The organism is uncultured Nocardioides sp., assembly GCF_947488025.1.
In the GTDB taxonomy this organism is placed as follows: Bacteria; Actinomycetota; Actinomycetes; order Propionibacteriales; family Nocardioidaceae; genus Nocardioides.
Map to the genome: position 1 here is coordinate 34,171 of NZ_CANKYS010000016.1, position 23,956 is coordinate 58,126.

The following is a 23,956-nucleotide window of genomic DNA, read 5'->3' on the forward strand; positions in this document are numbered from 1 at the left end:
AGGCTGGGCGCCATGATGATCCGACCGGCCGAGCTGGCCGCGATCAAGGCCGGGGTGGTCGACCTCGCGTTCCGCCGGTGGGCCAAGCCCCGCGTCGTCGTCGGCACCCGGATGCGCACGGGGGTCGGGGTGATCGAGGTGACCAGCCTCGAGCAGGTCAGCGTGTCGAGCCTGCGCGCCGAGGACGCACGCCGGGCCGGTGCGCCCTCGCTGGCGGCGCTCAGGGAGGCCTTGGCAGCCCGCCCGGAGGACCCCCTCTGGCGGATCGGCCTGGCGTACGCCGGTCCCGACCCGCGCGAGGCGCTGCGGGCCGCCGTGCCGGACGCTGCGGAGATCGCGGCGATCAACGCCCGGCTCGACCGCCTCGACGCGGCCTCGTCGTACGGCACGTGGACGCGGGAGACGCTCGACCTGATCGACCTCAACCCGACGGTCCGCGCGCCCGAGCTCGCCGCCCAGGTGGGGCGCGAGACGGCGGACTTCAAGAAGGACGTGCGCAAGCTCAAGGAGCTCGGGCTCACCGAGTCGCTCGCCATCGGCTACCTGCTCTCGCCACGCGGCGAGGCGGTCGTCGATGCCGGACTGCCGGAGCCCCGGGTGCGCGAGCCCCGGGAGGCGGGCACGCCGTTGCCGAGGAGCATCGGTGCGCCCGCGACCCGGGCACTGCGCGCGGTGGAGGTGACGACGCTCGAGCAGGTGGTGTCCTACTCCGCAGCGGACCTGGCCGCGATGCACGGCGTCGGGCCGATGGCGATCAGCCGGCTGCGCGAGGCGCTGGCCGAGCGGGGTCTTGCCCTGACGGGGGAGTGACCGCGCGGGCTCAGTGGACGAGCAGCCCCACGCCGAGGGCGCCCATCACCACGGCGATCGCGGAGTCGAGCACACGCCACGCCTTGGGGCGGGCGAACAGGCCGCGCAGCAGCCGAGCGCCGTAGCCGAGCCCGAAGAACCACAGCACGCTGGCGACGAGCGTGCCGGCGAGGAACCACCAGCGGTCGGCCGCGAAGCTGTTGGCCACGGTGCCCAGCATGAGGACGGCGTCGAGGTAGAAGTGCGGGTTGAGCCAGGTCAGGGCCAGCGTCAGCAGCACCGCCCGGCCGGGGGTGAGGGCCGTCGCCTCGCCCGCCTCCAGCGCCGTCGGTCGCCATGCCCGCATCGCGGCGTGCACGCCGAAGGCGATGAGGTAGAGCCCACCGAGCACCTGGGCCACCGGCAGGACGGCGGGCCACCGCTCGAGCACGACCCCGAGGCCGGCCACGCCCGCCGTGATCGCGACGACGTCCGAGACCAGGCAGGTCAGCACGATCGGCAGGACGTGCTCGCCGCGGATCCCCTGCCGGAGGAGGAAGGCGTTCTGTGCGCCGACGGCGACGATGAGGGCGAGTCCGGTGAGCAGACCGGTGAGAGCAACCTGGAACATGAAGACAACGCTAGGTCGCTGAGTGTGTTCAATCCAGCGAACGATTCTGAGGAATCATTAGAATCTCTCAGTATGAAAGACATCACCCAGCTGGACCCTGTGGCCCTGCGCACACTGGCCGTCGCGGTGCGCCTCGGCACGTTCGAGGCGGCCGCGCGCGAGCTCCATGTCACCCCGTCCGCGGTGAGCCAGCGCATCAAGGCGCTCGAGACGCGGATCGGCCGCGTCCTGCTGCACCGGGTCAAGCCGCTGGAGCCCACGGAGGCCGGCCTGGTGCTGGTGCGGCTCGCCACCCAGACCGAGCTCCTGGAGCGGGAGGCCGTCGCCGAGCTCGTCGAGGAGCCCGACGTCGGCGGCACGACGTACGCCTCGCTCCCGATCGCGGTCAACGCCGACGCGCTCTACGGCTGGTTCGTCGACGCGCTCGCCGAGGTGCAGTCGCGGCACCGCGTGGTGTTCGAGGTGGTGCGCGAGGACCACACCCGCACCGCGGAGCGCCTGCGGCGCGGTGAGGTGGTGGCGGCGATCACCGGCGAGCCCAAGCCGGTGCCGGGGTGCCGCGTGGTGCGCCTGGGCCGGCTGCGCTACGCCGCGGTCGCGACCCGCGACTTCCACGGCACCCACTTCGCCGACGGTGTCGGGTCCGGTGCTCTGGGGGAGGCGCCCATCGTGGCCTTCGACCGCAGCGACTCGCTCCAGCACGACTTCATCCGCCGGGTGACCCGCCGCCACCTCGCGCCCCCGGTGACGTACGTGCCGTCGGTGCGCGAGTTCGACCGGGCGATCCGGGTCGGCATGGGGTGGGGCCTGCTGCCCGAGTCCGACGTCGTCGACGAGCTCGACCGCGGCGAGCTCGTCGAGCTCGTGTCGGGCCGGCGGCCCGAGGTGCCGCTGTTCTGGCAGCACTGGCGGCTGGGGTCGGCACTGGTCGACGACCTCACCGACGCGGTCGTGGGCGCGGCCCGCGGCTGGATGTCCGGCTGACGCACCGGCTCCGGCCGGCGCGACGAGATCCGTGATTCCCCTGACAGGCCCCCGAGCCGGTCCTAGGCTCCGAGCGAGATCGAGCACGGAGCTCGTCACGACCTGATCGGGGAAACCCCAGTGGCACGTCGTCGAAGCGCATCGTGGGCCGCCGCGCTCACTGCCGGTCTGGCGCTGACCCTCAGTGCGTGCGGGGGCTCGGGGGAGGCCGCCGCGACCAAGGGCGACGACTTCCTGCTCGAGGGCGAGCAGCTCGAGGCGATCAACAGCCAGGTCGCCAAGATGGGCATCGTGGAGTGGCACGGCCAGCTCCTCACCAAGAACCCGGACAACGGCGGCAGGCGCATCTTCGACCTCGACGGCCGCTACAGCCCCTCCACGGGCTACAGCGAGCTGTCGATGGACTCCGCGATCGACGGCAACGTGCAGCAGGTCGACTACCTCGTCGTCGCCGGACGTACCTACTTCAACAGCGAGGTGTGGGGACCGAACGCCGCCGACTGCTGGGCCGACATCACCGAGGACCAGTCCCGCAGCTGGGCGCTGCCGACCGACCTCGACCCGACCTGGCCGGTCACCGCGGCACGGGCGGTCCGGCTGGCGGGGGACGGCGTCGCCGTCGGCGTGCCCGCCAAGGCCGTGCTGACCGGCATGCCGCGGGGGCTCTTCCCGACCGTGCCTGCAGCGCTCGACGACATCGAGGCCAGGGCGGTCGTCACGCCACACGGCCCCCTGATCGAGGTCGGCGTCGACGTCCTCAACATGTGGAACGCGCTCCCCGAGGAGGATCTCGCCGCCATCGAGACCCGCAAGGCGGGCTGGTGGGCGATGACGATGAAGGAGTCGCCGGACGGCTCGAGCATCACGCCGCCCCGCCACGTCTTCGACCCCGCCGTCACCCCGCCCAGCCAGTGCAAGCGGGGCTGAGGCGCCGGCCCCGGCGCCCGCGCTAGAGCACCTTCGAGAGGAACGACTGCGTCCGCTCGTGCTGGGGGTCGCCCAGCACGTGGCGCGGGTCGCCCTCCTCGACGATCACCCCGTCGTCCATGAAGACGAGGTTGTCACCGACCTCGCGCGCGAAGCCCATCTCGTGGGTGACGACCATCATCGTCATGCCCTCGGACGCCAGGTCCTTCATGACCGCCAGCACGTCGCCGACGAGCTCCGGGTCGAGCGCCGACGTGGGCTCGTCGAAGAGCATCATGTCGGGGCTCATCGACAGCGCGCGCGCGATCGCGACGCGCTGCGACTGGCCTCCCGACAGGTGCGCGGGATAGGCCGACTCCTTCTCCGCCAGCCCGACCTTCGCCAGGTTGGCGCGGGCGACCTCGACCGCCTCGTCCTTCTTGCGGCCCTTGACCTTCTGCTGCGCGATCGTGAGGTTGCGCAGGACCGTCATGTGCGGGAACAGGTTGAACTGCTGGAAGACCATCCCGATCCGCGAGCGCAGCTTGTCGACGTCGGCGTCGCGATCGGTGATCTCGTCGCCCTCGACGAAGATCCGGCCGCTGGTCGGCGTCTCGAGCATGTTGACGCAGCGCAGCAGGGTCGACTTGCCGGATCCGGACGGGCCGATGACGCAGACGACCTGACCGTGGCCGACGTGGAAGTCGATGCCCTTGAGGACCTCGTTGTCGCCGAAGCTCTTGTGCAGGTCCTGCACGTCGATCGCTGCGGCGGACCGGTCGGTGGCGCCGTCGGGGGTGGGGTGGGTGGTCATCAGCGGGCCCTCTCCGCGCGGCTCTCCATGCGGCGTACGACGATCGACAGCGGCACCGTGATCAGCAGGTAGCACAGGCCGATCACGATGATCGGGGTCAGGTTGGCGGCGGTGTTCATGCCCTCGCGGCCGAACTTGGTGAGCTCGTAGTCCTCCAGCGCGAGGCCGAGGATGTAGACGAGCGAGGAGTCCTTGGTGAGCAGGATCAGCTCGTTGGTCAGCGGCGGCAGGATGATCCGGAAGGCCTGCGGGACGACCACGCTGATCATGGCGCGGCTGTGGGACATGCCCAGCGACCTGGCGGCCTCCATCTGCCCCTTCGGCACCGCCTGGATGCCGGCGCGGATCGTCTCGGCCATGTAGGCGCCGCCGACGAGGCCCAGCGCCAGGGTGACGATGCCGAGGTTGCCGAAGGGGATCTGCCGGTCGGGGAAGGCGAGGTTGAAGCCGACGCTGAGGGCGATGAACACCACGAGGGCGGGCAGGCCGCGGAAGAGCTCGATGACGCCGGTGGCGATCCACCGGTACGGGCCCACGCTGGACAGGCGCATCAGGGCCAGCACGAGCCCCAGCACCAGGCCGAACGCGAACCCGCACGCGGTGTAGATGATCGTGTTCTTCAACGCGATCGTGATCACGTCGGGGAACTGCGCCTTCACGACCTCCCAGTCCCAGAACGCGCGCTTGAGCTGGTCCCAGTCGGCCAGCAGCGCGATCGCCAGCAGGACGAGGACGAGGACGGCGTACTGGACGTAGCGCAGCCTCGCTGCACGCTGGCGGGGACTCGCCATGGATCACTCCTGTCAGGGCACGGACGGGCGGGCCGGGGTCACTCCGGAGCGGTGCCGAACCACTCCTCGTACGCGGCGTCGTAGTCGTCGCTGGCGATGGCGTCGTTGACGATGCTCAGGAGCTCGTCGTTGCTGTCCTTCTTCACCGAGAAGCCGTAGACGTCGCCGGTCTCGAACTCCGCGCCGACCTCGACGTCGGGGTTCTGGCTGGCGAAGTAGTTGAGCAGCCCGTTGTCGTTGACGCCGGCGTCGGCCTTGCCGGTCTTGACGGCCTGCTGCATCAGGGCGGAGTCCTCGAAGGAGACGATCTTGGCGTCCTCCGGGGCGTTCTCGCGGGTGTAGTCGGCGCCGGTGGTGGCGTCCTGGACCGCGATGGTCTTGCCCGCGAGGTCGTCGAGGGTGGTGTAGCCGGCGCCTGCCTTCATCAGCAGCGCCTGCTTGGCCTCGAAGTACTGGTCGGAGAAGTCCATGACGGCCTCGCGCTCGGGCGTGATCGACATGGCGCCCGCGGCGACGTCGCACTGCCCGGTGTTGAGCGCCTCGCCGGAGACGATGGTCTCCCAGCCGATGTCGACGACCTTGGTGTCCCAGCCCTCGGCGTCGGCGGCGATCTTGAGCACGTCGACGTCGAAGCCGACGACCTCCCCGCCCTCGGTGAACTCGAAGGGCTCGTAGGGCAGGTGGGTGCAGATGGTCAGCGTGCCGCCCTCGACGAGCGAGGCGCCCGACTCGGTGGTCGTCGCGGTGTCGTCCTTGGCGCACCCTGACGCGAGCAGGGTGAGGGCGGCGAGGCTGGTTCCGATGGCACGTGCACGAGTGTTCATGCCGTCAACCCTAGACCTGCCGCGCCCCGACCTCGACAGGCATGATCGGCGCGTGCCCACCTACGTCGCCTTCCTGCGCGCCATCAACCTCGGCGCGAAGCGCAAGTTCCCCAAGGACGCCATCCGGGCGGCCACCGAGGCCGCCGGCGGGACGGACGTCGCGACCTACATCAACACCGGCAACGTGCGCCTGACCCACCCGGCCCGCTCCGTGGCGAAGGTGCGGGAGGCACTGGAGGAGGCGTACGCCGCCGAGGCGGGCTTCGACGTCCCGACGATAGTGTTCACGACCCGCGACCTCACCGCGCTCACCGCGCGCGCCGAGGAGCTGCACGCCGAGCACGACCCCGCCGGGCAGCACTACGTGACGTTGTACGCCGCCGCGCCGCCCGCCGCGGCCGTCGAGGCTGCCCGCGCGCTCGAGCACGACGGCGAGGTGGTCGTCGTCGACGGGCGCGCGGCCTACGTGCTGCTCGACGGCAACATCCACACCTCGAGGCTCCTCGCCTCGAAGGAGCTGGCGGCACTCGGGCTGGGCACGGCGCGCACGGTCAAGGTGCTGCGCACCGTCACCGAGAAGTGGTGCTGATGCCCACCCGATCTCAACTGCTCAGGCGATCTCGACGCCGGCGCCGGCCAGCTCGGTGATCGCGGCGGCCGTCGACTCCTCCGCGACCCCGGCGCACAGCGCGGTCAGGACCCTGGTCGTGAAGCCCGCGCCCGCGCCGTCCAGGGCGGTCGCGCGCACGCAGTGGTCGGTGGCGATGCCGCACACGTCGACCTCCTCCACCTGACGGGCCCGCAGCCAGTCGGCCAGCGGCTCGCCCGACGTCGTACGACCCTCGAAACCGCTGTAGGCCGCCTCGTGCTCGCCCTTGCTGAACACCTCGTCGAAGGGCTGCGGGTCGAGGTTGGGGTGGAACGCCGCGCCCTCGGTGCCGACCTTGCAGTGCACCGGCCACGAGTCGACGAAGTCGGGCTTCAGCGACCAGTGCGACCCGGGGTCGACGTGGTGGTCCTTGGTGGCGACCACGACGTCGTAGGCCGGTGCGTCGTCGCCGCCCGCGTGCCAGCGGTGAAGGAGGTCGTTGATGTCGGCCGCGACCCGTGCGCCGCCCGGGACGGGCAGCGAGCCGCCCTCGCAGAAGTCGTTCTGGACGTCGACGACGATCAGGGCGCGGGCCATGGTCCGAGGTTAGCGGGGCCCGAGGTCACTAGGGACCGAGGTGCACCGTCGGGATCGCCGCCTCGCCGGCCGACATCATCGTGACCGAGCGGGGCAGCTCGGCGACCGAGGCGCGGTGGCGGGCCCGGGCCTCCTCGAGCGTGGTGCGGCCGACGACCTCGCCGTCGCGGACGAGCGGGACGAGGAGGGGCCGGTCGTCGCCGTCGTCCTCGGGCGCCGCGCCGATCCCGACGACCTCGGTCTCCGCGACGCCGCTCGGGCCACGCCGGCGCAGGGCGTACTTGCGTCCGCCGATGGACTGCTTGTCGGTCGACTTCTTGGCCACCGAGACCAGCTCGCCGGTCGCGTCCTCGCGTGCCACGAGCTTGTAGACGAAGCCGCACGTCGGGTGGCCCGAGCCGGTGACCAGCTGGGTCCCCACGCCGTAGGCGTCGACGGGGGCTGCGGCGAGGGCGGCGATGGCGTGCTCGTCGAGGTCGCTGGTCACCACGATCCGGGTCGCGCTCGCGCCGAGCCCGTCGAGCTGGGCGCGGACCTCCCGGGCGACCTCGCCCAGGTCGCCGGAGTCGAGACGGACGGCGCCGAGCCCCGTGCCGGCCACCTCGACCGCGAGGCGGACGGCCTCGGCGACGTCGTAGGTGTCGACCAGCAGCGTCGTGCCGACCCCGAGGGTCTGCACCTGGGCGCGGAAGGCGTCGGCCTCGGCGTCGTGGAGCAGGGTGAAGGAGTGGGCGGCGGTGCCGGTGGACGGCACGCCGTAGCGGGCACGCGCGGCCAGGTTGCTGGTGGCGTCGAACCCGGCGACGTACGCCGCCCGCGCGGCGGCCACCGCGGCCTCCTCGTGGGTGCGGCGCGCCCCCATCTCGATGCACGGCCGCGCACCGGCCGCCAGCGTCATCCGCGACGCCGCCGAGGCGATCGCGGAGTCGTGGTTGTAGATCGACAGCAGGACGGTCTCGAGGAGGACGGCCTCGGCGAAGGTCCCCTCGACGACGAGCAGTGGCGAGTAGGGGAAGTAGGCCTCGCCCTCGGCGTAGCCCCACACGTCGCCGGAGAAGATGTAGGAGCCGAGCCAGTCGAGCATGTCGGGGTCGACGACGCCCTCGAGCGCGGTGAGCACGCTGGCGTCGAAACGGAAGTCCTCCAGTGCGTCGAGCGCCCGCCCGACCCCGGCCACCACGCCGTAGCGGCGACCCGCCGGGAGGCGCCGCGGGAAGAGCTCGAAGACCGCCCTGCGGTCCGCCGTGCCGGACTGGCGCGCCGCCTGGACCATGGTCAGCTCGTAGTGGTCGGTCAGGAGCGCCGTCGACCTACGGGGTGGGCTCGTCACGACCGACACTGTGCCACGATGGACCTCGTGTCAGCCGCCAGTCCCGTAGAGGTCGAGCCGACCCTCACCCCCGACGAGATCACCTTCCTGGCCAAGCCGTGGGTGACCCTCGTGTGGGACGACCCGGTCAACCTGATGTCCTACGTCTCCTACGTGTTCCAGAAGTACTTCGGCTACGACAAGGCGAAGGCCGAGAAGCTGATGCTGGAGGTGCACACCGAGGGCAAGTCGGTCGTCTCGACGGGCACGCGCGAGGAGATGGAGCGCGACGTGCAGGCGATGCACGAGTACGGGCTCTGGGCGACGATGGAGAAGGCGTCCTGAGGTGAGCGGCTTCGAACGACACCGCAGGTCCGGCCACGTCATCGCGACCTTCACCGGCTTCGAGGCCGACCTCCTGCGCTCGCTCGCCTCGCAGATGGTCGAGCTGCTGCGCAACGAGCGGGCCGAGCCCGCCGCGCCGACCGCCGACGCCTTCGAGGCGATGATGGCGGAGTTCTCCGGCGCCACGACGATCCCCGAGGACCCGGTGCTCGCGCGCCTGTTCCCCACGGCCTACCCCGACGACGTGGAGGCCGCCTCCGACTTCCGCCGCTTCACCGAGGGCGGGCTGCGCGACGGCAAGGCCGCGGCGGCCGCGGCGATCATCGACGCGGTGGAGGAGGCCGGCCTCCCGCCCGAGCTGACCGAGGACGGCCTCGTCATCGACGTCGAGCTCACCCACGCCCAGGCCGAGACCTGGATGCGCGCCTTCACCGACATCCGGCTCGCGCTGGCCACCCGCCTCGGCGTCGAGGCCGGCGACGAGGACTACTGGCACTCCCTGCCCGACGACGACCCGCGTGCGCAGGCGCACGACATCTACGAGTGGGTCGGCTACCTCCAGGAGACGGTGGTCGAGGCGCTGACGGCCGGATGACGCCCGTCCCCGACTTCGTCGTCGCCCTCCGCGACAAGATCGGCAGCGACCACCTGCTCTGGCTGCCCGGTGTCACCGCGGTCGTACGCCGCGGCGACCAGCTGCTGCTGGTGCGGCGCTCCGACAACGGTGAGTGGTCCCCGGTCACCGGCATCGTCGACCCCGGCGAGGAGCCGGCGCTGGCCGCGGCCCGCGAGGTAACCGAGGAGACCGGCGTACGTGTCCGGGTCGACCGGCTCGCGTCGACCGGTGTGCATCCCGAGGTCGTCCACGCCAACGGCGACCGGGCCGCTTACCTCGACCTGACCTTCGCCTGCACGTGGCTCGAGGGCGAGGCGCACGTCGCCGACGACGAGTCCAGCGACGTGCGCTGGTGGCCCCTGACCTCGCTGCCCCCGATGAGCGACGTCCTGCTCGCCCGCATCGACGCCGCGCTGGGCGACGAGCGCGAGGCACGCTTCACGGCCCCGCCCGACCAGGGCGAGGTCGAGCCGCCACCCGTCCTCGGGCCGCCCGCCCCGGTCCTCGGCGTGGACGCCTGCCCGGCCGGCTGGGTCGGCGTCGTCCTCGACCCCAGCCTGCGGGCGTCCGTCTTCGTCGCCGCCGACATCACCGGGCTGATCGAGCTCGTGCGCGAGCAGCACGACGTACCCGTGGTTGCCGTCGACATCCCGATCGGCCTGCCCGACCGCGGCGGCCGGCTCGCGGACGCCGAGGCACGCCGGGCGCTGGTCGGCAAGGCGTCCTCGGTGTTCTCCACGCCCGTACGCTCCGCGGTCGAGGCCGCGACCTACGCCGAGGCGCGCGAGGCCAACCTCGCCGCGACCGGCGGGCGCACCAGCGTCAGCGCCCAGGCCTACGCCCTGCGGGAGAAGGTGCTGCAGGTGGACGCGTGGGTGCGCGGCCGGCCCGGGACGCGGGTGATCGAGGTGCACCCGGAGGTGAGCTTCGCCCGGATGGCCGGGGCTCCCGTGCTGGCGCGCAAGAAGGACGCCGACGGCGTCCGCGCCCGCCGCGAGGCGCTCGCCGCCCACGGGATCGTGGCCCCGGCCTGGTTCCGCGGCGCCGGGTTCGGCGAGGACGACCTGCTCGACGCCTGCGCCGTCGCCTGGACAGCCGTACGTCATTCGCTCGGGGTCTCCGAGTCGTTCCCCGACGTGCCGGAGGTCTTCTCCGACGGCATCCCCGCCGCGATCTGGGTGTAGGTCAGCCCGAGTGCGTCAGCACGCCGTAGCGCTCGCGGGAGGCGAGCGCCCACCGGGAGGCAGGGACCGAGACCAGCGCCACGCCCAGCATCAGGCCGGCGAGCACCAGCCAGCCGGTCTCGCCCATCTCGACGCACAGCAGCGTCACGACCGGGGGGCCGACGACGGCGATGACGCTGAAGCCGAGCCCGGCAAAGCCCTGGTACTGGCCCTGCCGCTCGTGAGGGGCCAGGCCCATCTGCAGGCCCCACTGACCGCCCGAGCCGATCATCTCGCCCACGACGTGCACGAGCGACCCGACGACGAGCACCACGACGGCGAAGGTGGCGTCGCCGCGGTCGGCCAGCGCCACGATCGCGAAGCCGGCCGCGATCCAGACGGCGCCGCGGACCAGCGCCCGGGCACCGGCCTCCACGGAGTCGGCCCGACGCGAGAGCTTCACCTGGAAGAGCGCGACGCAGGCGGTGTTGACGATCAGGAGCACCGCGACCATCACGGGCGGCGCGGCGGTGCGCTCGGAGATGTAGAGCGCCAGGCCCAGCTCCATCACGAAGAAGTGGAGCGAGAAGAGCCCGGTCAGCGCCACCACGACGACGTAGGGCCAGTCGCGCAGCACGGCGAGGCGCGGCTCGCCCTCCAGCCGGACGTAGGCCGGAAGGTCCGGGAGCCGGGTGCTGTTCCACGCGGCGAAGCCGGTGAACACCGCGTTGAGGACGAAGACCGAGACGTAGGCCCACGACTCGTCGACCACGAGAGCGGCGCCGCCGAAGACCGAGCCGAGTCCGATCGCGGTGTTGGTCACCGCCCGCAGGTAGGCCTTGAACTGCACGCCGCGCCCGCCGGTCGCGAGCTGGGCGATCACGCCCTGCTGGACGGAGCCGGCCGAGCGTTCGAAGAGGGTCAGCAGGGCCAGCAGCAGCGCGAGCTGCCACGGCGTACGAGCCAGGACGGGCAGGGCGCTCGTGAGGGCGGCGCCCACCATGAAGACGGTCAGGACCCGGCGCGGGCCGTGGCTGTCGCCGAGCTGGCCGGCCGGCACCTGGACGAGGATCCCGACCACGGCCGCCACCGCCAGCGCGAGGGCCACCTCGGCGGCGGTGAAGCCGACCTGCCGGGTGAAGTAGAGCGCGCTGGTCGTCATCACGGCGCCGGCGCCGAACCGGTTGGCGAAGGAGCCGATCGCCAGGACCCGCAGGTCCCGCTCGAGGGGGATGCCGCGGCGGGTCAGGGGCGCTTGCGCGTGCGACAACGACATCTGGTGGACCCCCGAACTCTCTCGACGTCAAGACTATGTCGTGAGACGCGCACGGACCGCATCGGGCGCCTGCCTACCCTTGACCGCGTGCTGACCATCGCCCAGGAGATCTACGACGCCATCGTGGCGCACGCCCAGCGCGACCACCCCGACGAGGCGTGCGGCGTCGTCGCCGGCCCCGAGGGCACCGACCGCGCCGAGCGGTTCGTCCCGATGGTCAACGCCGCCGGCAGCCCGACGTTCTACGAGTTCGACTCCACCGAGCTGCTGGCGCTCTACAAGGACATGGATGCGCGCGACGAGGAGCCGGTGGTGATCTACCACTCCCACACCGCCACGGAGGCCTATCCCAGCCGCACCGACATCGGCCTGGCCAGCGAGCCCAACGCCCACTACGTGCTCGTCAGCACACGGGAGCGCGGGAATAGTGAGCGCCCGGTGGAGTTCAGGTCCTACAGAATCATCGACGGTGTCGTGACCGAAGAGGACGTCACGATCACCCCGACCCCCGAGCACCAGAGAGCGAGCACCCCCTGATGGCCATCGACGTCCGGATCCCCACCATCCTGCGCACCTACACCGACGGCGCGAAGTCGGTCGAGGGCTCGGGTGGCACGCTGTCCGCGCTGATCGACGACCTCGACGGCAACCACCCCGGCATCAAGGACCGTCTCGTCGAGGACAAGTCCGGTTCGATCGACCTGCGCCGGTTCGTCAACGTCTACATCAACGACGAGGACGTCCGCTTCATGGGTGGGCTCGAGGCCGAGCTCGCCGACGGCGACCAGGTCGTTGTCCTCCCCGCCGTCGCCGGCGGGGCCGGCTGACCCGGTCCCTCACCCCAGGATCCCGCGCTCGTACGCCGTCGCCACCGCCGCAGCGCGGTCGCCGACACCGAGCTTCTCGTAGACGTGCACGAGGTGGGTCTTGACCGTCGCCTCGCTGACGAACAGCTCCTCGGCGATCACCCGGTTGGACCGGCCCCGTGCCACCAGCGCGAGCACCTCGCGCTCGCGCGCGCTGAGCACGCCCGACGTGGCCGGACGGCGTACGTGCGAGGCCAGGCGTGATGCCACGGCGGGCGACAGCACCGTCTCACCCGCGGCCGTCGCGCGGACCGCGTCGAAGAGCGTCTCGGCGCGCGTGTCCTTGAGCAGGTAGCCCGTCGCGCCGGCCTCGATCGCCGCAACGGTGTCGGAGTCGGTGTCGTACGTCGTCAGCACGAGGACCGCGGCCCGGGAGCCGCGCTCGCGCAGCGCGCGTACGGCGTCGACGCCGCCCCCATCCGGCATCCGGAGGTCCATCACCACCACGTCGGGGTCGGTCGCCAGCACCCGCTCGACCGCTTCGGGACCGCTCGCGGCCTCACCGACGACCTCGAAGCCTGCAACCCCTGCGAGCATGCTACGGACCCCGTCGCGCACGACGGGATGGTCGTCGACGACGACGATGGTGATGCTCATGCGGCCTCCCTCGCGAGCGCCGGGAGTCGCGCCGAGACGGCCGTGCCGCGCCCCGCCAAGGACTCGAGTGTGAGCTCGCCGGCCAGCCGCGCGACCCGCTGCCGCATGCCGCGCAGCCCGAACGAGCTCGACCCGGGCGGGGCGTCGACGTCGAAGCCGACACCGTCGTCGCGCACGTCGAGCACGACCTCGTCGCCGTCGTACGACAGTGTGACGCCGACGCGGGCAGCGTCGGCGTGCTTGGCGACGTTGGTGAGCGACTCCTGGGCGATGCGGATCACCGTGGCCTCGACCTCGGGGTGGAGGGGCACCGGGTCGCCGACGACGACGGCGTCGGCCCGCACGGCGTGCTCCGCCGACCAGGCCGCGACGACGCAGGACAGGGCGTCGGGCAGCATGGCGCCCTCCAGGTCGCCGGGGGAGAGGTCGAGCATCGAGCGACGCGCCTCGGCGAGCGCGTGCCGGGCGAGGCCCAGGGCGCGCTCCTGCCGCTCGCCGCCCACGGACGCCTCGAGCTGGGTGACGATGCCGGCGAGGCTCTGCGCGAGGGTGTCGTGGATCTCCCGCGCCAGCCGGGCGCGCTCCTCCTGAACCCCCGCCTCGCGGGCCTGGGAGACGAGCCTCTCCTGCAGGTCCTGGTTCTCCAGCAGCGCCGCCTCGAGGTCGGCGTTGAGCTGCTCGAGGTCCACCGTGCGCTGCTCGGTGCGGAGCGAGATCCTCATGAACGCAGTGGCGAGCCCGGCGTTGAGCCCGATGAGGGCGACGAACACCCATGCCTGCGCCGCGTCGTCGGGTGGGAAGCCGCCGGACTGCGACCCGGCCTGGGTGATGCCCACGGCCAGCATCGCGACGTAGACCCAACGGCCCTTCAGGGAGTCGTAGACGTCGAAGAAGCCGGCGACACCGAAGATCGCGTAGAACGGGTTCATCCACGTGAGCACGAACGCGAGGGCGGTACGGCCGGTGTAGTTGACCGGTCCCGGCCGCGGGGTCGCGAGCATCCACGCCGCAGTGACGGCCGTGAGCGCGAGCGTCCACCGGACGTCGGCCGCTGCGTCACCGAGTGCGGGGGCCGCCGCCGTGGAGACGACGGTGGCCAGGCCGAGCAGCCCGAGGGGCAGCCAGGTCAGCCACTTGTCCTCGGTCACGGACACATCCTCGCAGCCGGCGCCCATGTCACTCCCAGCGGAAGGAGCGAACCGCGACCAGCGACAGGACGACGGTCCAGCCGGCCATCACGGCGAGGTCGACGAGGTCAGGGGTGCGGCCCACGACCGCGTCGTTGAGTGCTTCGGTGGCCGCTCCCATCGGCGTCGAGACGACCACGGTGTGCAGCCAGCCCTGCATGGCCTGCACCGGGAAGTAGACGCCGGCGGCGAACATGCTCGGGAAGAACACGATCGTGCCGATCGTCTGCACCAGCCGGGCCGACGGGGCGAGGGCCGTGATCACCGCGCCGATCGAGAACGCGGCGGCGGTCGCCAGGAGCACGATCACGGCGTACCACCAGATGTCCTGCGGGAGGCGCACGTCGTACGCCACCCGGCCCACGACCAGCACCAGCGCGAGCGACGCCAGGACGGCCAACGCGTGCAGCCCGGCCTGCGCGAGCAGCAGCGAGCCCGGGTGCACCGGCGTCGTGCGGAGGCGACGCAGGATGCCCGCCTCGCGGTAGCCCGCGATCACCGCGGGCATGGCCATCAGCGAGGCCATGATGATCGACAGCAGCACCGCGACCGAGGAGTAGACGTCGACCAGTCGCTGCCCGCCCAGGTTCGGGTCGGGCTCGTTCATGCTCGGCACCGACCCCAGGATCACGACCAGGATCGTGGGGAAGAGCACGATCCAGAACACGGAGCCGAGCTCGCGGGAGAAGAGCCGCGACTCGGTCCGGATGACGGCGGCTGTGGGACTCGCCGTGCTCATGCCGTTACCTCCTCGGGAGCGGCGCCCTGGTTGTCCAGGGTCAGGTCCAGGTACGCCGAGTCGAGCGAGCCGTCGACGACCCGGAGTCGATGGGGTACGACGCCCCGGCTCGCGAGGCGGGTGAGCACCGCGACCGCCGCGTCCTCGGCGCCGGTCACCGTCACCCGGCCGGCATCGGCCCGGACGTCCGCCACGCCCTCCAGCTCACGCAGCGCGACCAGGTCGACCGCTTCAGACGGCTCGAACGAAGTGACAGTCGCTGCCGCGGCCCCACCCACCAGATCGGACGGGGTGCCCACCGCGCGCACGCGCCCGCGGTCGATGATGGCGACCCGGTCGCACAGCGCCTCGGCCTCTTCCATGCCGTGGGTGACGAGCAGGACGGTAGTGCCCCGGTCGCGAAGGTCACGCACGAGGGACCAGACCTCACGACGGGCGCGCGGGTCCAGGCCCGTGCTGAGCTCGTCGAGGATGGCCACGCGCGGGCGGCCGATCAGGGCCAGGGCGATGGAGAGTCGCTGCTGCTGGCCTCCGCTGAGAGTGCCGAAGCGCTGGTCGAGGTGGTCGACGAGGCCCAGCCTCTCGGCCGGATCCGCCCACGGCATCGGGTCGTCGTAGAAAGCCGTCCACAGCTCGAGCGCCTCCCGCACGGTGAGCTTCGGCTGCATCCGGCTCTCCTGCAGCTGGACTCCGACGATCCGGGTGATCGCCTCATGGTCGGTCCATGGGTCGATCCCGTGGACCCGGACCGTTCCGGCGTCTCCGACGCGCAGGCCGCACACCGACTCCACGGTCGTGGTCTTCCCGGCGCCGTTGGGGCCGAGGATGCCGAACACCTCGCCGGGCTCGACACGGAAGGACACGTCCTCGACCGCGACCTTGTCGGCGTACGTCTTTCTCAGGCCGTCGACCTCGACGGCCGGCGCGTGGCTGTTCTCGATCATGCGTCCAGCCTCGCGGTCGACCGCGTCTCGCACATCGGGCAACCAGCGGTGTCGTCCATCCATCGATCGGTGGATGTCATGCTGGAGCCATGCGTTTCGACAGCCTGCTGGAGTCCGTCGGCAACACCCCCCTCGTGGGGCTGCCGCGGCTCTCGCCCAGCCCCGACGTACGCCTCTGGGCGAAGCTCGAGGACCGCAACCCGACCGGCTCCATCAAGGACCGCCCGGCCCTCAAGATGATCGAGCAGGCCGAGAAGGACGGCACGCTGCGTCCCGGCTGCACGATCCTCGAGCCCACCAGCGGCAACACCGGCATCTCGCTCGCGATGGCCGCCAAGCTCAAGGGCTACCGCATCGTCTGCGTGATGCCGGAGAACACCTCCGAGGAGCGACGCCAGCTGCTGCGGATGTGGGGCGCGGAGATCGTCTCCTCGCCCGCGGCCGGCGGGTCCAACGAGGCCGTCCGGGTCGCCAAGCAGGTCGCGGGGGAGCACCCCGACTGGGTGATGCTCTACCAGTACGGCAACGAGGCCAACGCCCTCGCGCACGAGGAGGGCACCGGTCCCGAGCTCCTCGCCGACCTCCCGGGGATCACCCACTTCGTCGCCGGCCTCGGCACCACCGGCACCCTCATGGGCGTCTCCCGCTACTTCCGCAGCGCCAAGCCCGACGTGCGGATCGTGGCGGCCGAGCCCCGCTACGGCGAGCTGGTCTACGGCCTGCGCAACCTCGACGAGGGGTTCGTCCCCGAGCTCTACGACGCCTCGCTGATCGACTCCCGCTTCAGCGTCGGCCCGCGCGACGCCGTACGCCGGGTGCGCGAGCTGCTCGAGCTCGAGGGCATCTTCGCCGGCATCTCGACCGGTGCCATCCTCCACGCGGCGCTCGGGCAGGCCGCGAAGGCGGTCAAGGCAGGGGAGAGCGCCGACATCGCCTTCGTCGTGTGCGACGGCGGCTGGAAGTACCTCTCGACCGGTGCCTACGAGGGCACCGTCGACGAGGCGGAGGACCGGCTCGACGGACAGCTCTGGGCCTGATCCGGTCCTGATCCGGGCCTAGGCTGGTGCGGTGGACCGCGTGCCCCGACCCCTGCGACGTCTCGTCGTGCTGGTGCCGCTCGTCCTCACGCTCCTGGGCGCACCCGCCCACGCGACGGTCGAGGACGCCGGGGAGCACCGGCGCGCCACGTCTGTCCAACGGACGACAGCGACGTACGCCGTCCCGGTGAGCCGCCGCGTCACCTACTCCGTCACCACCCGGGGGCGGGTGACGGCCTCGATGAAGGTCTTCCGCCGGCATGCCCGGGAGACCTTCGACCACCCGCGCGGCTGGCGCGCCGCCGGCGTGCAGTTCCGCCGGGTGCGCCGGGGTGGCGACTTCACCCTCGTGCTCGCCGCGGCGGGCACGCTGCCGTCGTTCTCGTCGGGCTGCTCGGTGCAGTGGTCGTGCCGTGTCGGTCGGCACGTCGTGATCAACCAGCTGCGCTGGACGCGCGCCTCGCCCGCCTGGAACGCGGCTGGTCGGTCGCGGCGCGACTACCGGCACATGGTCGTCAACCACGAGACCGGCCACTGGCTGGGGCGCCCCCACACCTCGTGCCGCGGACGTGGCCGGGCGCCGGTGATGATGCAGCAGTCCAAGGGCACCGGCGGGTGCCGGTTCAACCCGTGGCCGCTCGCCCGGGAGGCCACGGCGGTCAGGCGGCGCTAGGCGCCACCACACGTTGGCGTCACCGCACGTTGGCGTCGATGACCACCGTGGTCGACGACGGCGAGCCGACGACGATGTCGCGGCTGGCGCCGGTGAGGGAGACCAGCACCGTCTCGCGGCCCTCGGTGACCCGGTCGTCGAGGATCTGGACCGGGACGTAGCGCTCCACCTGCCCGGCGGCGAACGTCGCCTGTCCGGTCGCGGCCACGAAGTCCTCGCCCGCGGTCGCGGTGCCGGCCTGGACGGTCCAGGATACGTCGACCGTGCCGTTCGCCGGCGACTGCAGGCGCACCGGCACCCAGACCGTGCGCTCGCGCTCCGGCGTGCGCTGCCGGATCCCGCCGAGCCGCACCTCGTTGTTGCTCAGCCACTGGATGCGCTTGGTCAGCCAGTCGCCGAGGAAGTCGACCTCCGCCTGCCGCGTGCTCCCGCGGTGGGTCCAGTCCAGGTCGCCCGAGGCGTGCCACTGCGCCCAGTCTGCGTCGGCGACGGGAGCCAGGGTGGCCGCTGCGGCGGGGATCTCGGAGACGACCTGGCGCGCGATCGGCTTGAGGCGGGCCCAGCGGCTCTTCACGCGGGCGGAGAAGGCCGGGTCCTCCAGCATCCGGGCGACCCAGTGGCGCCCGACCCGCGTGTGCCAGGTGTCGGGCTGCGAGGAGCCGCGCCAACGGGTGCCGGCGCTCAGGTCGAAGTCCCACACGGGGCCGAAGACGAAGCGCTTGCCGGGCACCCAGCTGACGTTGACGCTGGACTGGAAGTTGGAGTCCTGGTTGGAGAAGAGCTCCTCGACCAGGTACCAGTCGATGAGCTTGCGGACGTTGACGTACGCCGCGTAGCCGGTCTCCGGGTCGGCGAAGTCGGGCCCGTAGAGGACCTTCTCGAAGCGCGTGACCGCGCGCCGCACCTCGCGTCGCTGCTTCTTGGTCACCTCGTCGGGGTTCTTGAACGCGATGGCGGAGCCCCAGCGGGTGCGAAAGCCGGGCTCGTCGTCGCGCAGGTAGCGCTTGTTGAACTCCAGCAGGTAGCCGTCGTCGGGCAGGTTGACGCGTCCCTTGCCCTCCTCGACCTGCTCGGTGAGCATGTAGAGGCCCTGCGACTGACCGTTGAGGACCATCTCGACGAAGCGGAAGCGGGGGGTCCACTTCAGGCGGGTCTGCGCCGCGACGGCGAACGCCGCGGCCGTGCGGAGCGAGCTGCGGTCGGCGTATCCGGCGAGGAGGACCCACTCGTCGTAGTCGCGCGACCCGACGAGGGCGGCGTCCTCCTCCAGCTTGAGCTTCAAGGGCTTCTTGTCCCAGCCCCAGGTCGAGTTGCCGCGTCCGCGCACCTCGGTGACCCGGGTGACGCCGTCGAGGGTCACCGTGCCCGGCACGTAGTCCTCGCGCCCCACGGTGACGCCCGCGGTGTCGATCACCAGCTGGGCCGGCGGGGCCGGCGGCCAGCCGATCACTGCGGCTGCGCGCTCGGTGCTCGCGGGCTCACGGCCCGTGGCCGGGGCGAGCGCCGCGGTGGACGCCGCGACGACGAGGGCGGTCGCGACGCCGAGGCGTCTCAGGACGGGCTTGGTCAACAGGGACATGGGTCTCCTCAGCCCGGCGTGCGGGCAACTGGGTCAGGCAGGTGGCGGTGAGACGTCGAGATCGAGCCGGAAGTTGTGCTCACTTCCCGGGACGGCTCCGAGGTCGAGCAGGTCGAGCGCCAGGTTGGCCAGGTCGCCGTTGCGCACCGGCTGCGGCGACTGGCGGTAGGTGGTGCGCCGCTTGCCGGGATCGCGGTAGTCGTCTGGGTTGAGCTCGTAGAGGTCCGCGCCGGCGGGCACGCCCGGTCCGGCCACCATGAAGGCGACGCGGTAGTTGGCCAGCCTGCGGGAGTCGGAGTGGCCGTCGCCGAGCCCGCCGTGGTCGCTGGTCAGGATGATGGCGGTGCGACCGACGAGCTCGGCGTCGGAGCGCACGGCGTCGACGATCACCCCGACCAGGCGGTCGACCTGCTCGACCGCGCGCAGGTAGCGCGGGGACATGAAGCCGTGGTCGTGGCCGACGGCGTCGGGCAGGGAGAGGTGCACGAAGCGGAACGCGCGCTCGTGGTCGCGCAGGTCACGCCGCACCGAGCGGGCAAGGAGCCCGTTGTCGAGCTGGATGCGGGTGGTGTCGATGGCCAGCGGCCAGCTGCGCTTCCAGAGGGAGAACTTCGTCTTGCTCGCGAAGAGCGCGGTCGAGCCGCCCGCCGCGGCGACCTGCGTGAAGACCGACTCGACGCGCTCGCCGGCGGCCGCCTGGACCGTCGACGGCCGGCGCCGGTCGTCGTTCCAGGTCACCCCGTGGCCACCCGTGGTGGCCTCGACGCGGCGACCGGTCACCATCCCGGTGTGGTTGGGCAGGGTGACGGTGAGCTCGTGCTCGGTGCGGGCGTTGAGGGTCGACGCGCCGGACTCCATGAGGTCGTGCAGGCGCGGCGTGCGCTCGCGGCCCAGCTTGCCGAGGGCGTCGGTGTTGAGCCCGTCGACGGAGATCGCCACGACGGAGTCGATGGCGTTGTCCGCGGAGGCGCGCGCGGTGGGCGGCGCGGGGTCCCCGGAGGGCACCTGGGCCGGGGCCGACATCGGCACCAGGCCGACGGCGGTGCAGGCGAGCAGGGAGGCGAGGGCCGTACGCAGTGTCACGCGGCGACCCTAACCCGGCACGGGCCGTGTGACGGGGCCGACGCACGCGACCGCGTGACCCGCAGCGGCCCGACCGCCTAGCCTTCCTCCTGTGCCGACGTCCACGCCGCGAGAGACCGCCGACGCCCCGATCGGCATCTTCGACTCCGGCTTCGGCGGGTTGACCGTGGCGCGCTCGGTGATCGACCAGCTTCCGCACGAGTCGGTCGTCTACCTCGGCGACACCGCCCGCCAGCCCTATGGCCAGAAGCCCATCGGCGAGGTCCGCGAGTACGCCCTCGAGTGCCTCGATCACCTGTACGAGCAGGGCGTGAAGGCACTCGTCATCGCCTGCAACTCCGCGAGCGCCGCCATGCTCCGCGACGCCCGTGAGCGCTACGACGTACCCGTCGTCGAGGTGATCCTGCCCGCAGCACGGCGTGCGGCCGCTGCCACGCGCAACCAGCGGGTGGGCGTGATCTGCACCCGCGCCACCGCCAGCTCGATGGCGTACGACGACGCCTTCGCCGCGGCGCCCCACCTCGACCTGCACATCCGGGCCTGCCCGCGCTTCGTCGACTTCGTCGAGCAGGGCGTCACCGGGGGCGACGAGCTGCTGGCCGCGGCCCACGACTACCTCGATCCGCTGGCCGAGGCGGGGGTCGACACGTTGATCCTCGGCTGCACCCACTACCCGCTGCTGACCGGCGTGATCTCCTACGTGATGGGCGACCAGGTCACCCTGGTCAGCTCGGCGGAGGAGTGCGCGAAGGACGTCTACAAGATGCTGGCCCGCACCGGTCTGATGCGTCCCGACGGCGAGGCGAGCTACACGTTCTCCACCACGGGCAGCCCCGACGACTTCGCCACGACCGGACGCCGCTTCCTCGGCGCGGAGCTGCTCGGCGCGACGCAGTTCGCCGGGGGTCGCAGATGAGACTCACCATCGTCGGGTGCTCGGGGTCCTACCCCGGCCCCGAGTCCGCGGCGAGCTGCTACCTCCTCGAGGAGGAGGCGGACGGCCGCACGTGGCGCATCCTGCTCGACCTCGGCAACGGAGCCCTCGGCCAGCTGCACCGCTACGCCGACCCGCTGGGCATCGACGCGGTGTTCCTCAGCCACCTCCACGCCGACCACTGCCTCGACCTCTGCGGCTACTACGTGATGCGCAAGTACCACCCCACCGGCCCGCAGCCGCAGATCCCCGTGTGGGGTCCGGCCGGGACGGCCGAGCGGATGGCGCGGGCCTACGACCTGCCGCTCGACCCGGGCATGACGGAGGAGTTCGCCTTCGCGGAGTACGGCGGCCACGACCACGCCGCGGGCGAGGTGGTGGAGGTCGGACCGTTCCGGGTCGAGGTCCGACAGGTGGTGCACCCCGTCACCGCCTACGCCCTGAAGGTCACCGCCGGTGGTCGCACGCTCGTCTACTCGGGCGACACCGGACCCTGCCCACAGCTCGACGAGCTGGCCGAGGGCGCACACCTGCTGCTCGCGGAGGCGTCCTTCCGCACCGGTGACGACAACCCGCCCGACCTCCACATGACCGGCGCCGACTGCGGACGCACGGCCGAGCACGCCGGGGTCGGGCGCCTGGTGCTGACCCACGTCCCGCCGTGGCACGACCCGGCCGACGCCGAGGCCGAGGCACGCGCCGAGTGGTCGGGCCCGGTCGAGCTGGCCCGCGCCGGGGCGACGTACGACCTGTAGGCGGGTCCCAGACCAGCCTCAGACCAGGCCGGCGTCGTGCACGACCATCGCCACCTGCACGCGGTTGGTGGCGTCGAGCTTGGTCAGCAGGCGGGACACGTGCGACTTCACGGTCGGGATCGACAGGTAGAGCTCCGAGGCGATCTCGGAGTTGCTGAGCCCGCGTCCCACGCACACGGCGACCTCGACCTCGCGCTCGGTCAGCACGGCCAGCCGGTCGGCGGCCGTCGAGGTGCGGTCGCTCGTCGAGGTGCTGCGCAGCCGTGAGACCAGGCTGCGCGTTGCCGACGGCGACAGCATCGCGTCGCCGGCCGCGACGGTGCGGATCGCACCGACGATGTCACCGGGCGGGGTGTCCTTGAGCAGGAACCCGTCGGCGCCTGCCGCCACGGCCTTCAGCACGTGGTCGTCGGCGTCGAACGTGGTGAGCACGACGACGGCCGGTGGGGACGGCCTCGAGTGCAGGATGCGCGTGGCCTCCAGGCCGTCCATCACGGGCATCCGGATGTCCATCAGCACCACGTCCGGCCGGTGCACGGCGACCTGGGCCAGGCCGGCCTCGCCGTCGGGGGCCTCGCCGACGACCTCGATGTCGGACTGGCCGCCGAGCATCAGCGTCAACGCCGAGCGGACCAGCGGGTCGTCGTCGACGAGCAGCACGCGGATCACGCGGTCCACGGTAGCCAAGCCTCCAGCACGAACCGCGCCCCCTCCGTGCGCTGGTGCAGCCGACCGCCTCGGAGCTCGGTGCGCTCGCGCAGCCCGACGAGCCCCAGCCCCGAGCCGGGGGCGGCGCTCGGCCGGTCGCCCAGCGGGTTGCTGATCACCACCGTGATGCCACCCCGCTCGTCCCCGGAGGAGCGGATCGCCACCTCGGCGCCGGGGGCGTGCTTGCGCACGTTGGTGATGCCCTCCTGGACGATCCGGTAGACCGTGCGGCCCGTCGCCGGAGGCACCGGCGCGTCGCCGTCGACGTGGTCGGTCCAGTCGATGTCGAGGCCGTGCGACCTCGCCTCGTCGACGAGCGCGGCGATGTCGTCGTACGTCGGTTGCGGGCGCGCGGTGGACGGGCTCGTGTCGTCCTCGCGGAGCACGCCGAGCACGTCACGCAGCTCGTGGAGCGCGTCGTTGGCCTGGCGTTGGATCTGTCCGAGCCCCTCGCGGAGCCGGTCGCCGTCGAGGTCGTCGCGGAAGGCGAGCGCGCCGGCGTGCATGGAGACCTGGGTGATGCGGTGCGCGACCACGTCGTGCATCTCGCCGGCGATGCGCGCACGCTCCGTGGACCGGGCCTGGGAGAGACGGAGCTCCTGCTCGAGCTCGGCCCGCTCGGCCCGGTTGCGGAGGTTCCAGAGCAGCTCGCGCCGCGAGCCGATGTAGAGACCCCAACCCATCATCCCGGTGTTGACGGCGAGGTTGACCAGCGTGGTGACGAGGAAGTCGTTGTCCTCGATCGGTGCGAGGGTCGTCCACGTCTGGGCAGCGACGAAGTTCGCGCTGCCGACCAGCACCACCTCGCGCCAGCGACGCCGCGTGGCCACGGAGACCGCCGCCAGGGTGGCCGGACCGGCCGCGATCCCGGAGAGGGCGCTCATCGCCGCGATCACCAGCGCCACGCGCACCGGCGCCCGGCGGCGGAAGTACACGAGCACGAAGGCGGCCAGGCCCAGGACCACCTCGGCGGTGAAGAGCAGGCGGTGCTCGCGCCACTCGGCCCCCGCCACCGTCTGCCAGATCGCGGCCGAGAACACCGCGCACACGGCGTACCGCCAGGCGTGCGACACCCACGTCAGCTCGGGCTGGGTGTCGGGTCGAGGCTCCACGGCCCTCAGGGTAACGAGCACTTTTCCTACTTTGGTCGCATCGTCATGGCCTCAGGGCCGATGCGCCGGGCGCTCGCGGGGGCCGATGGTGGTGGCACCAACCGCGCG

Annotated in this window: 28 protein-coding genes; 13 read left to right on the forward strand and 15 right to left on the reverse strand. The window is 72.1% G+C overall.

The window, feature by feature from the left end; all coding sequences use genetic code 11:
- The first annotated feature begins 12 nt into the window (after positions 1–12).
- The gene (locus tag Q1B24_RS19845; RefSeq protein WP_299931934.1) at positions 13–810 is read left to right on the forward strand and encodes a hypothetical protein; all 798 of its coding nucleotides are present in this window, start codon (positions 13–15) and stop codon (positions 808–810) included.
- Positions 811–820: 10 nt separating this feature from the next.
- Here the strand turns inward: Q1B24_RS19845 and Q1B24_RS19850 are convergent, their stop codons facing one another.
- Complete coding sequence (locus Q1B24_RS19850) at positions 821–1,420, reverse strand: LysE/ArgO family amino acid transporter (protein ID WP_299931936.1); 600 nt, start codon at positions 1,418–1,420, stop codon at positions 821–823.
- A 72-nt stretch (positions 1,421–1,492) separates the two neighbouring features.
- Between Q1B24_RS19850 and Q1B24_RS19855 the strand changes: the two genes are divergently transcribed.
- Both Q1B24_RS19855 and Q1B24_RS19860 read left to right on the forward strand, forming a co-directional pair.
- The gene (locus Q1B24_RS19855) at positions 1,493–2,404 is read left to right on the forward strand and encodes a LysR family transcriptional regulator ArgP (RefSeq protein WP_299931938.1); all 912 of its coding nucleotides are present in this window, start codon (positions 1,493–1,495) and stop codon (positions 2,402–2,404) included.
- 120 nt (positions 2,405–2,524) lie between these two features.
- The gene (locus tag Q1B24_RS19860; RefSeq protein WP_299931940.1) at positions 2,525–3,331 is read left to right on the forward strand and encodes a hypothetical protein; all 807 of its coding nucleotides are present in this window, start codon (positions 2,525–2,527) and stop codon (positions 3,329–3,331) included.
- A 22-nt stretch (positions 3,332–3,353) separates the two neighbouring features.
- On the opposite strand, the gene Q1B24_RS19865 is transcribed toward Q1B24_RS19860, so the two are convergent.
- Genes Q1B24_RS19865 through Q1B24_RS19875 form a run of 3 tightly spaced genes read right to left on the reverse strand, consistent with a single transcriptional unit; the run spans position 3,354 to position 5,739 of the window.
- Positions 3,354–4,124: an amino acid ABC transporter ATP-binding protein gene (locus Q1B24_RS19865; protein ID WP_299931942.1), complete on the reverse strand. Its 771-nt coding sequence runs from the start codon at positions 4,122–4,124 to the stop codon at positions 3,354–3,356.
- A complete protein-coding gene (locus Q1B24_RS19870) occupies positions 4,124–4,915 on the reverse strand; it encodes an amino acid ABC transporter permease (protein ID WP_299931944.1) in 792 nt (263 codons plus the stop codon). The genes Q1B24_RS19865 and Q1B24_RS19870 overlap by 1 nt, the downstream gene beginning before the upstream one ends.
- Before the next feature lie 38 nt (positions 4,916–4,953).
- The gene (locus Q1B24_RS19875; protein ID WP_299931946.1) at positions 4,954–5,739 is read right to left on the reverse strand and encodes a transporter substrate-binding domain-containing protein; all 786 of its coding nucleotides are present in this window, start codon (positions 5,737–5,739) and stop codon (positions 4,954–4,956) included.
- A gap of 52 nt (positions 5,740–5,791) precedes the next feature.
- On the opposite strand from Q1B24_RS19875, the gene Q1B24_RS19880 reads away from it, so the two are divergent.
- Positions 5,792–6,328: a DUF1697 domain-containing protein gene (locus Q1B24_RS19880; RefSeq protein WP_299931948.1), complete on the forward strand. Its 537-nt coding sequence runs from the start codon at positions 5,792–5,794 to the stop codon at positions 6,326–6,328.
- 21 nt (positions 6,329–6,349) lie between these two features.
- On the opposite strand, the gene Q1B24_RS19885 is transcribed toward Q1B24_RS19880, so the two are convergent.
- Together Q1B24_RS19885 and Q1B24_RS19890 are read right to left on the reverse strand one after the other, a co-directional pair.
- Positions 6,350–6,925 (reverse strand): nicotinamidase, encoded by a 576-nt coding sequence (locus Q1B24_RS19885; protein WP_299931950.1) that lies wholly within the window; start codon positions 6,923–6,925, stop codon positions 6,350–6,352.
- A 28-nt stretch (positions 6,926–6,953) separates the two neighbouring features.
- Complete coding sequence (locus tag Q1B24_RS19890; RefSeq protein ID WP_299931952.1) at positions 6,954–8,255, reverse strand: nicotinate phosphoribosyltransferase; 1,302 nt, start codon at positions 8,253–8,255, stop codon at positions 6,954–6,956.
- 18 nt (positions 8,256–8,273) lie between these two features.
- On the opposite strand from Q1B24_RS19890, the gene clpS reads away from it, so the two are divergent.
- The 3 genes from clpS to Q1B24_RS19905 are packed head-to-tail and all read left to right on the forward strand — an operon-like array spanning position 8,274 to position 10,379.
- Complete coding sequence (gene clpS, locus Q1B24_RS19895; protein ID WP_299931953.1) at positions 8,274–8,579, forward strand: ATP-dependent Clp protease adapter ClpS; 306 nt, start codon at positions 8,274–8,276, stop codon at positions 8,577–8,579.
- Between the two features lies 1 nt (position 8,580).
- Positions 8,581–9,174 carry a DUF2017 domain-containing protein gene (locus Q1B24_RS19900; protein WP_299931955.1) on the forward strand — a complete coding sequence of 198 codons (594 nt, stop codon included), beginning with the start codon at positions 8,581–8,583 and terminating at the stop codon, positions 9,172–9,174.
- Positions 9,171–10,379, forward strand: a complete 1,209-nt coding sequence (locus tag Q1B24_RS19905; protein ID WP_299931957.1) for a DUF429 domain-containing protein — start codon at positions 9,171–9,173, stop codon at positions 10,377–10,379. Before Q1B24_RS19900 ends, Q1B24_RS19905 begins: the two co-directional genes overlap by 4 nt.
- A gap of 1 nt (position 10,380) precedes the next feature.
- Here Q1B24_RS19905 and Q1B24_RS19910 read toward each other — a convergent pair whose 3' ends face one another.
- Positions 10,381–11,634, reverse strand: coding sequence for an MFS transporter (locus Q1B24_RS19910; protein WP_299931959.1), 1,254 nt, complete (start codon positions 11,632–11,634; stop codon positions 10,381–10,383).
- Between the two features lie 87 nt (positions 11,635–11,721).
- Here Q1B24_RS19910 and Q1B24_RS19915 point away from each other — a divergent pair, with 87 nt between their 5' ends.
- Both Q1B24_RS19915 and Q1B24_RS19920 read left to right on the forward strand, forming a co-directional pair.
- Entirely contained in the window at positions 11,722–12,171 is a 450-nt protein-coding gene (locus Q1B24_RS19915) for a M67 family metallopeptidase (protein WP_299931961.1), read from the forward strand.
- Positions 12,171–12,461: a MoaD/ThiS family protein gene (locus Q1B24_RS19920; protein ID WP_299931963.1), complete on the forward strand. Its 291-nt coding sequence runs from the start codon at positions 12,171–12,173 to the stop codon at positions 12,459–12,461. The genes Q1B24_RS19915 and Q1B24_RS19920 overlap by 1 nt, the downstream gene beginning before the upstream one ends.
- A gap of 9 nt (positions 12,462–12,470) precedes the next feature.
- On the opposite strand, the gene Q1B24_RS19925 is transcribed toward Q1B24_RS19920, so the two are convergent.
- Genes Q1B24_RS19925 through Q1B24_RS19940 form a run of 4 tightly spaced genes read right to left on the reverse strand, consistent with a single transcriptional unit; the run spans position 12,471 to position 15,967 of the window.
- On the reverse strand, positions 12,471–13,097 hold the full coding sequence (locus tag Q1B24_RS19925) for a response regulator transcription factor (RefSeq protein WP_299931965.1): 627 nt from the start codon (positions 13,095–13,097) through the stop codon (positions 12,471–12,473).
- A complete protein-coding gene (locus Q1B24_RS19930; RefSeq protein ID WP_299931968.1) occupies positions 13,094–14,245 on the reverse strand; it encodes a sensor histidine kinase in 1,152 nt (383 codons plus the stop codon). Before Q1B24_RS19930 ends, Q1B24_RS19925 begins: the two co-directional genes overlap by 4 nt.
- 28 nt (positions 14,246–14,273) lie before the next feature.
- Positions 14,274–15,023 (reverse strand): ABC transporter permease, encoded by a 750-nt coding sequence (locus Q1B24_RS19935; RefSeq protein ID WP_299931970.1) that lies wholly within the window; start codon positions 15,021–15,023, stop codon positions 14,274–14,276.
- Positions 15,020–15,967 (reverse strand): ABC transporter ATP-binding protein, encoded by a 948-nt coding sequence (locus Q1B24_RS19940; protein WP_299931972.1) that lies wholly within the window; start codon positions 15,965–15,967, stop codon positions 15,020–15,022. The genes Q1B24_RS19935 and Q1B24_RS19940 overlap by 4 nt, the downstream gene beginning before the upstream one ends.
- Before the next feature lie 89 nt (positions 15,968–16,056).
- On the opposite strand from Q1B24_RS19940, the gene Q1B24_RS19945 reads away from it, so the two are divergent.
- Positions 16,057–17,004, forward strand: coding sequence for a PLP-dependent cysteine synthase family protein (locus Q1B24_RS19945; RefSeq protein WP_299931974.1), 948 nt, complete (start codon positions 16,057–16,059; stop codon positions 17,002–17,004).
- Between the two features lie 31 nt (positions 17,005–17,035).
- Positions 17,036–17,677 carry a DUF3152 domain-containing protein gene (locus tag Q1B24_RS19950; protein ID WP_299931976.1) on the forward strand — a complete coding sequence of 214 codons (642 nt, stop codon included), beginning with the start codon at positions 17,036–17,038 and terminating at the stop codon, positions 17,675–17,677.
- Positions 17,678–17,696: 19 nt separating this feature from the next.
- Here the strand turns inward: Q1B24_RS19950 and Q1B24_RS19955 are convergent, their stop codons facing one another.
- Both Q1B24_RS19955 and Q1B24_RS19960 read right to left on the reverse strand, forming a co-directional pair.
- Positions 17,697–19,256 (reverse strand): CotH kinase family protein, encoded by a 1,560-nt coding sequence (locus tag Q1B24_RS19955; RefSeq protein WP_299931978.1) that lies wholly within the window; start codon positions 19,254–19,256, stop codon positions 17,697–17,699.
- 33 nt (positions 19,257–19,289) lie between these two features.
- A complete protein-coding gene (locus Q1B24_RS19960) occupies positions 19,290–20,339 on the reverse strand; it encodes an alkaline phosphatase family protein (RefSeq protein ID WP_299931980.1) in 1,050 nt (349 codons plus the stop codon).
- A 91-nt stretch (positions 20,340–20,430) separates the two neighbouring features.
- On the opposite strand from Q1B24_RS19960, the gene murI reads away from it, so the two are divergent.
- Both murI and Q1B24_RS19970 read left to right on the forward strand, forming a co-directional pair.
- Positions 20,431–21,255, forward strand: a complete 825-nt coding sequence (gene murI / locus Q1B24_RS19965; RefSeq protein ID WP_299931982.1) for a glutamate racemase — start codon at positions 20,431–20,433, stop codon at positions 21,253–21,255.
- Positions 21,252–22,028 carry an MBL fold metallo-hydrolase gene (locus tag Q1B24_RS19970; RefSeq protein ID WP_299931984.1) on the forward strand — a complete coding sequence of 259 codons (777 nt, stop codon included), beginning with the start codon at positions 21,252–21,254 and terminating at the stop codon, positions 22,026–22,028. Before murI ends, Q1B24_RS19970 begins: the two co-directional genes overlap by 4 nt.
- Before the next feature lie 18 nt (positions 22,029–22,046).
- Here the strand turns inward: Q1B24_RS19970 and Q1B24_RS19975 are convergent, their stop codons facing one another.
- Positions 22,047–22,697 (reverse strand): response regulator transcription factor, encoded by a 651-nt coding sequence (locus Q1B24_RS19975; protein WP_299931986.1) that lies wholly within the window; start codon positions 22,695–22,697, stop codon positions 22,047–22,049.
- Positions 22,694–23,848, reverse strand: coding sequence for a histidine kinase (locus Q1B24_RS19980; protein WP_299931988.1), 1,155 nt, complete (start codon positions 23,846–23,848; stop codon positions 22,694–22,696). The genes Q1B24_RS19975 and Q1B24_RS19980 overlap by 4 nt, the downstream gene beginning before the upstream one ends.
- Between the last annotated feature and the right edge of the window lie 108 nt (positions 23,849–23,956).

Bases quoted from the DNA above. Each gene is read 5' to 3' on its own strand.
- Q1B24_RS19845 (WP_299931934.1), top strand. From the start codon at position 13: ATGATGATCCGACCGGCCGAGCTGGCCGCGATCAAGGCCGGGGTGGTC.
- Q1B24_RS19850 (WP_299931936.1), bottom strand. From the start codon at position 1,420: ATGTTCCAGGTTGCTCTCACCGGTCTGCTCACCGGACTCGCCCTCATC.
- Q1B24_RS19855 (WP_299931938.1), top strand. From the start codon at position 1,493: ATGAAAGACATCACCCAGCTGGACCCTGTGGCCCTGCGCACACTGGCC.
- Q1B24_RS19865 (WP_299931942.1), bottom strand. From the start codon at position 4,124: ATGACCACCCACCCCACCCCCGACGGCGCCACCGACCGGTCCGCCGCA.
- Q1B24_RS19870 (WP_299931944.1), bottom strand. From the start codon at position 4,915: ATGGCGAGTCCCCGCCAGCGTGCAGCGAGGCTGCGCTACGTCCAGTAC.
- Q1B24_RS19875 (WP_299931946.1), bottom strand. From the start codon at position 5,739: ATGAACACTCGTGCACGTGCCATCGGAACCAGCCTCGCCGCCCTCACC.
- Q1B24_RS19885 (WP_299931950.1), bottom strand. From the start codon at position 6,925: ATGGCCCGCGCCCTGATCGTCGTCGACGTCCAGAACGACTTCTGCGAG.
- clpS (WP_299931953.1), top strand. From the start codon at position 8,274: ATGGACCTCGTGTCAGCCGCCAGTCCCGTAGAGGTCGAGCCGACCCTC.
- Q1B24_RS19905 (WP_299931957.1), top strand. From the start codon at position 9,171: ATGACGCCCGTCCCCGACTTCGTCGTCGCCCTCCGCGACAAGATCGGC.
- Q1B24_RS19910 (WP_299931959.1), bottom strand. From the start codon at position 11,634: ATGTCGTTGTCGCACGCGCAAGCGCCCCTGACCCGCCGCGGCATCCCC.
- Q1B24_RS19920 (WP_299931963.1), top strand. From the start codon at position 12,171: ATGGCCATCGACGTCCGGATCCCCACCATCCTGCGCACCTACACCGAC.
- Q1B24_RS19925 (WP_299931965.1), bottom strand. From the start codon at position 13,097: ATGAGCATCACCATCGTCGTCGTCGACGACCATCCCGTCGTGCGCGAC.
- Q1B24_RS19935 (WP_299931970.1), bottom strand. From the start codon at position 15,023: ATGAGCACGGCGAGTCCCACAGCCGCCGTCATCCGGACCGAGTCGCGG.
- Q1B24_RS19940 (WP_299931972.1), bottom strand. From the start codon at position 15,967: ATGATCGAGAACAGCCACGCGCCGGCCGTCGAGGTCGACGGCCTGAGA.
- Q1B24_RS19945 (WP_299931974.1), top strand. From the start codon at position 16,057: ATGCGTTTCGACAGCCTGCTGGAGTCCGTCGGCAACACCCCCCTCGTG.
- Q1B24_RS19955 (WP_299931978.1), bottom strand. From the start codon at position 19,256: ATGTCCCTGTTGACCAAGCCCGTCCTGAGACGCCTCGGCGTCGCGACC.
- Q1B24_RS19970 (WP_299931984.1), top strand. From the start codon at position 21,252: ATGAGACTCACCATCGTCGGGTGCTCGGGGTCCTACCCCGGCCCCGAG.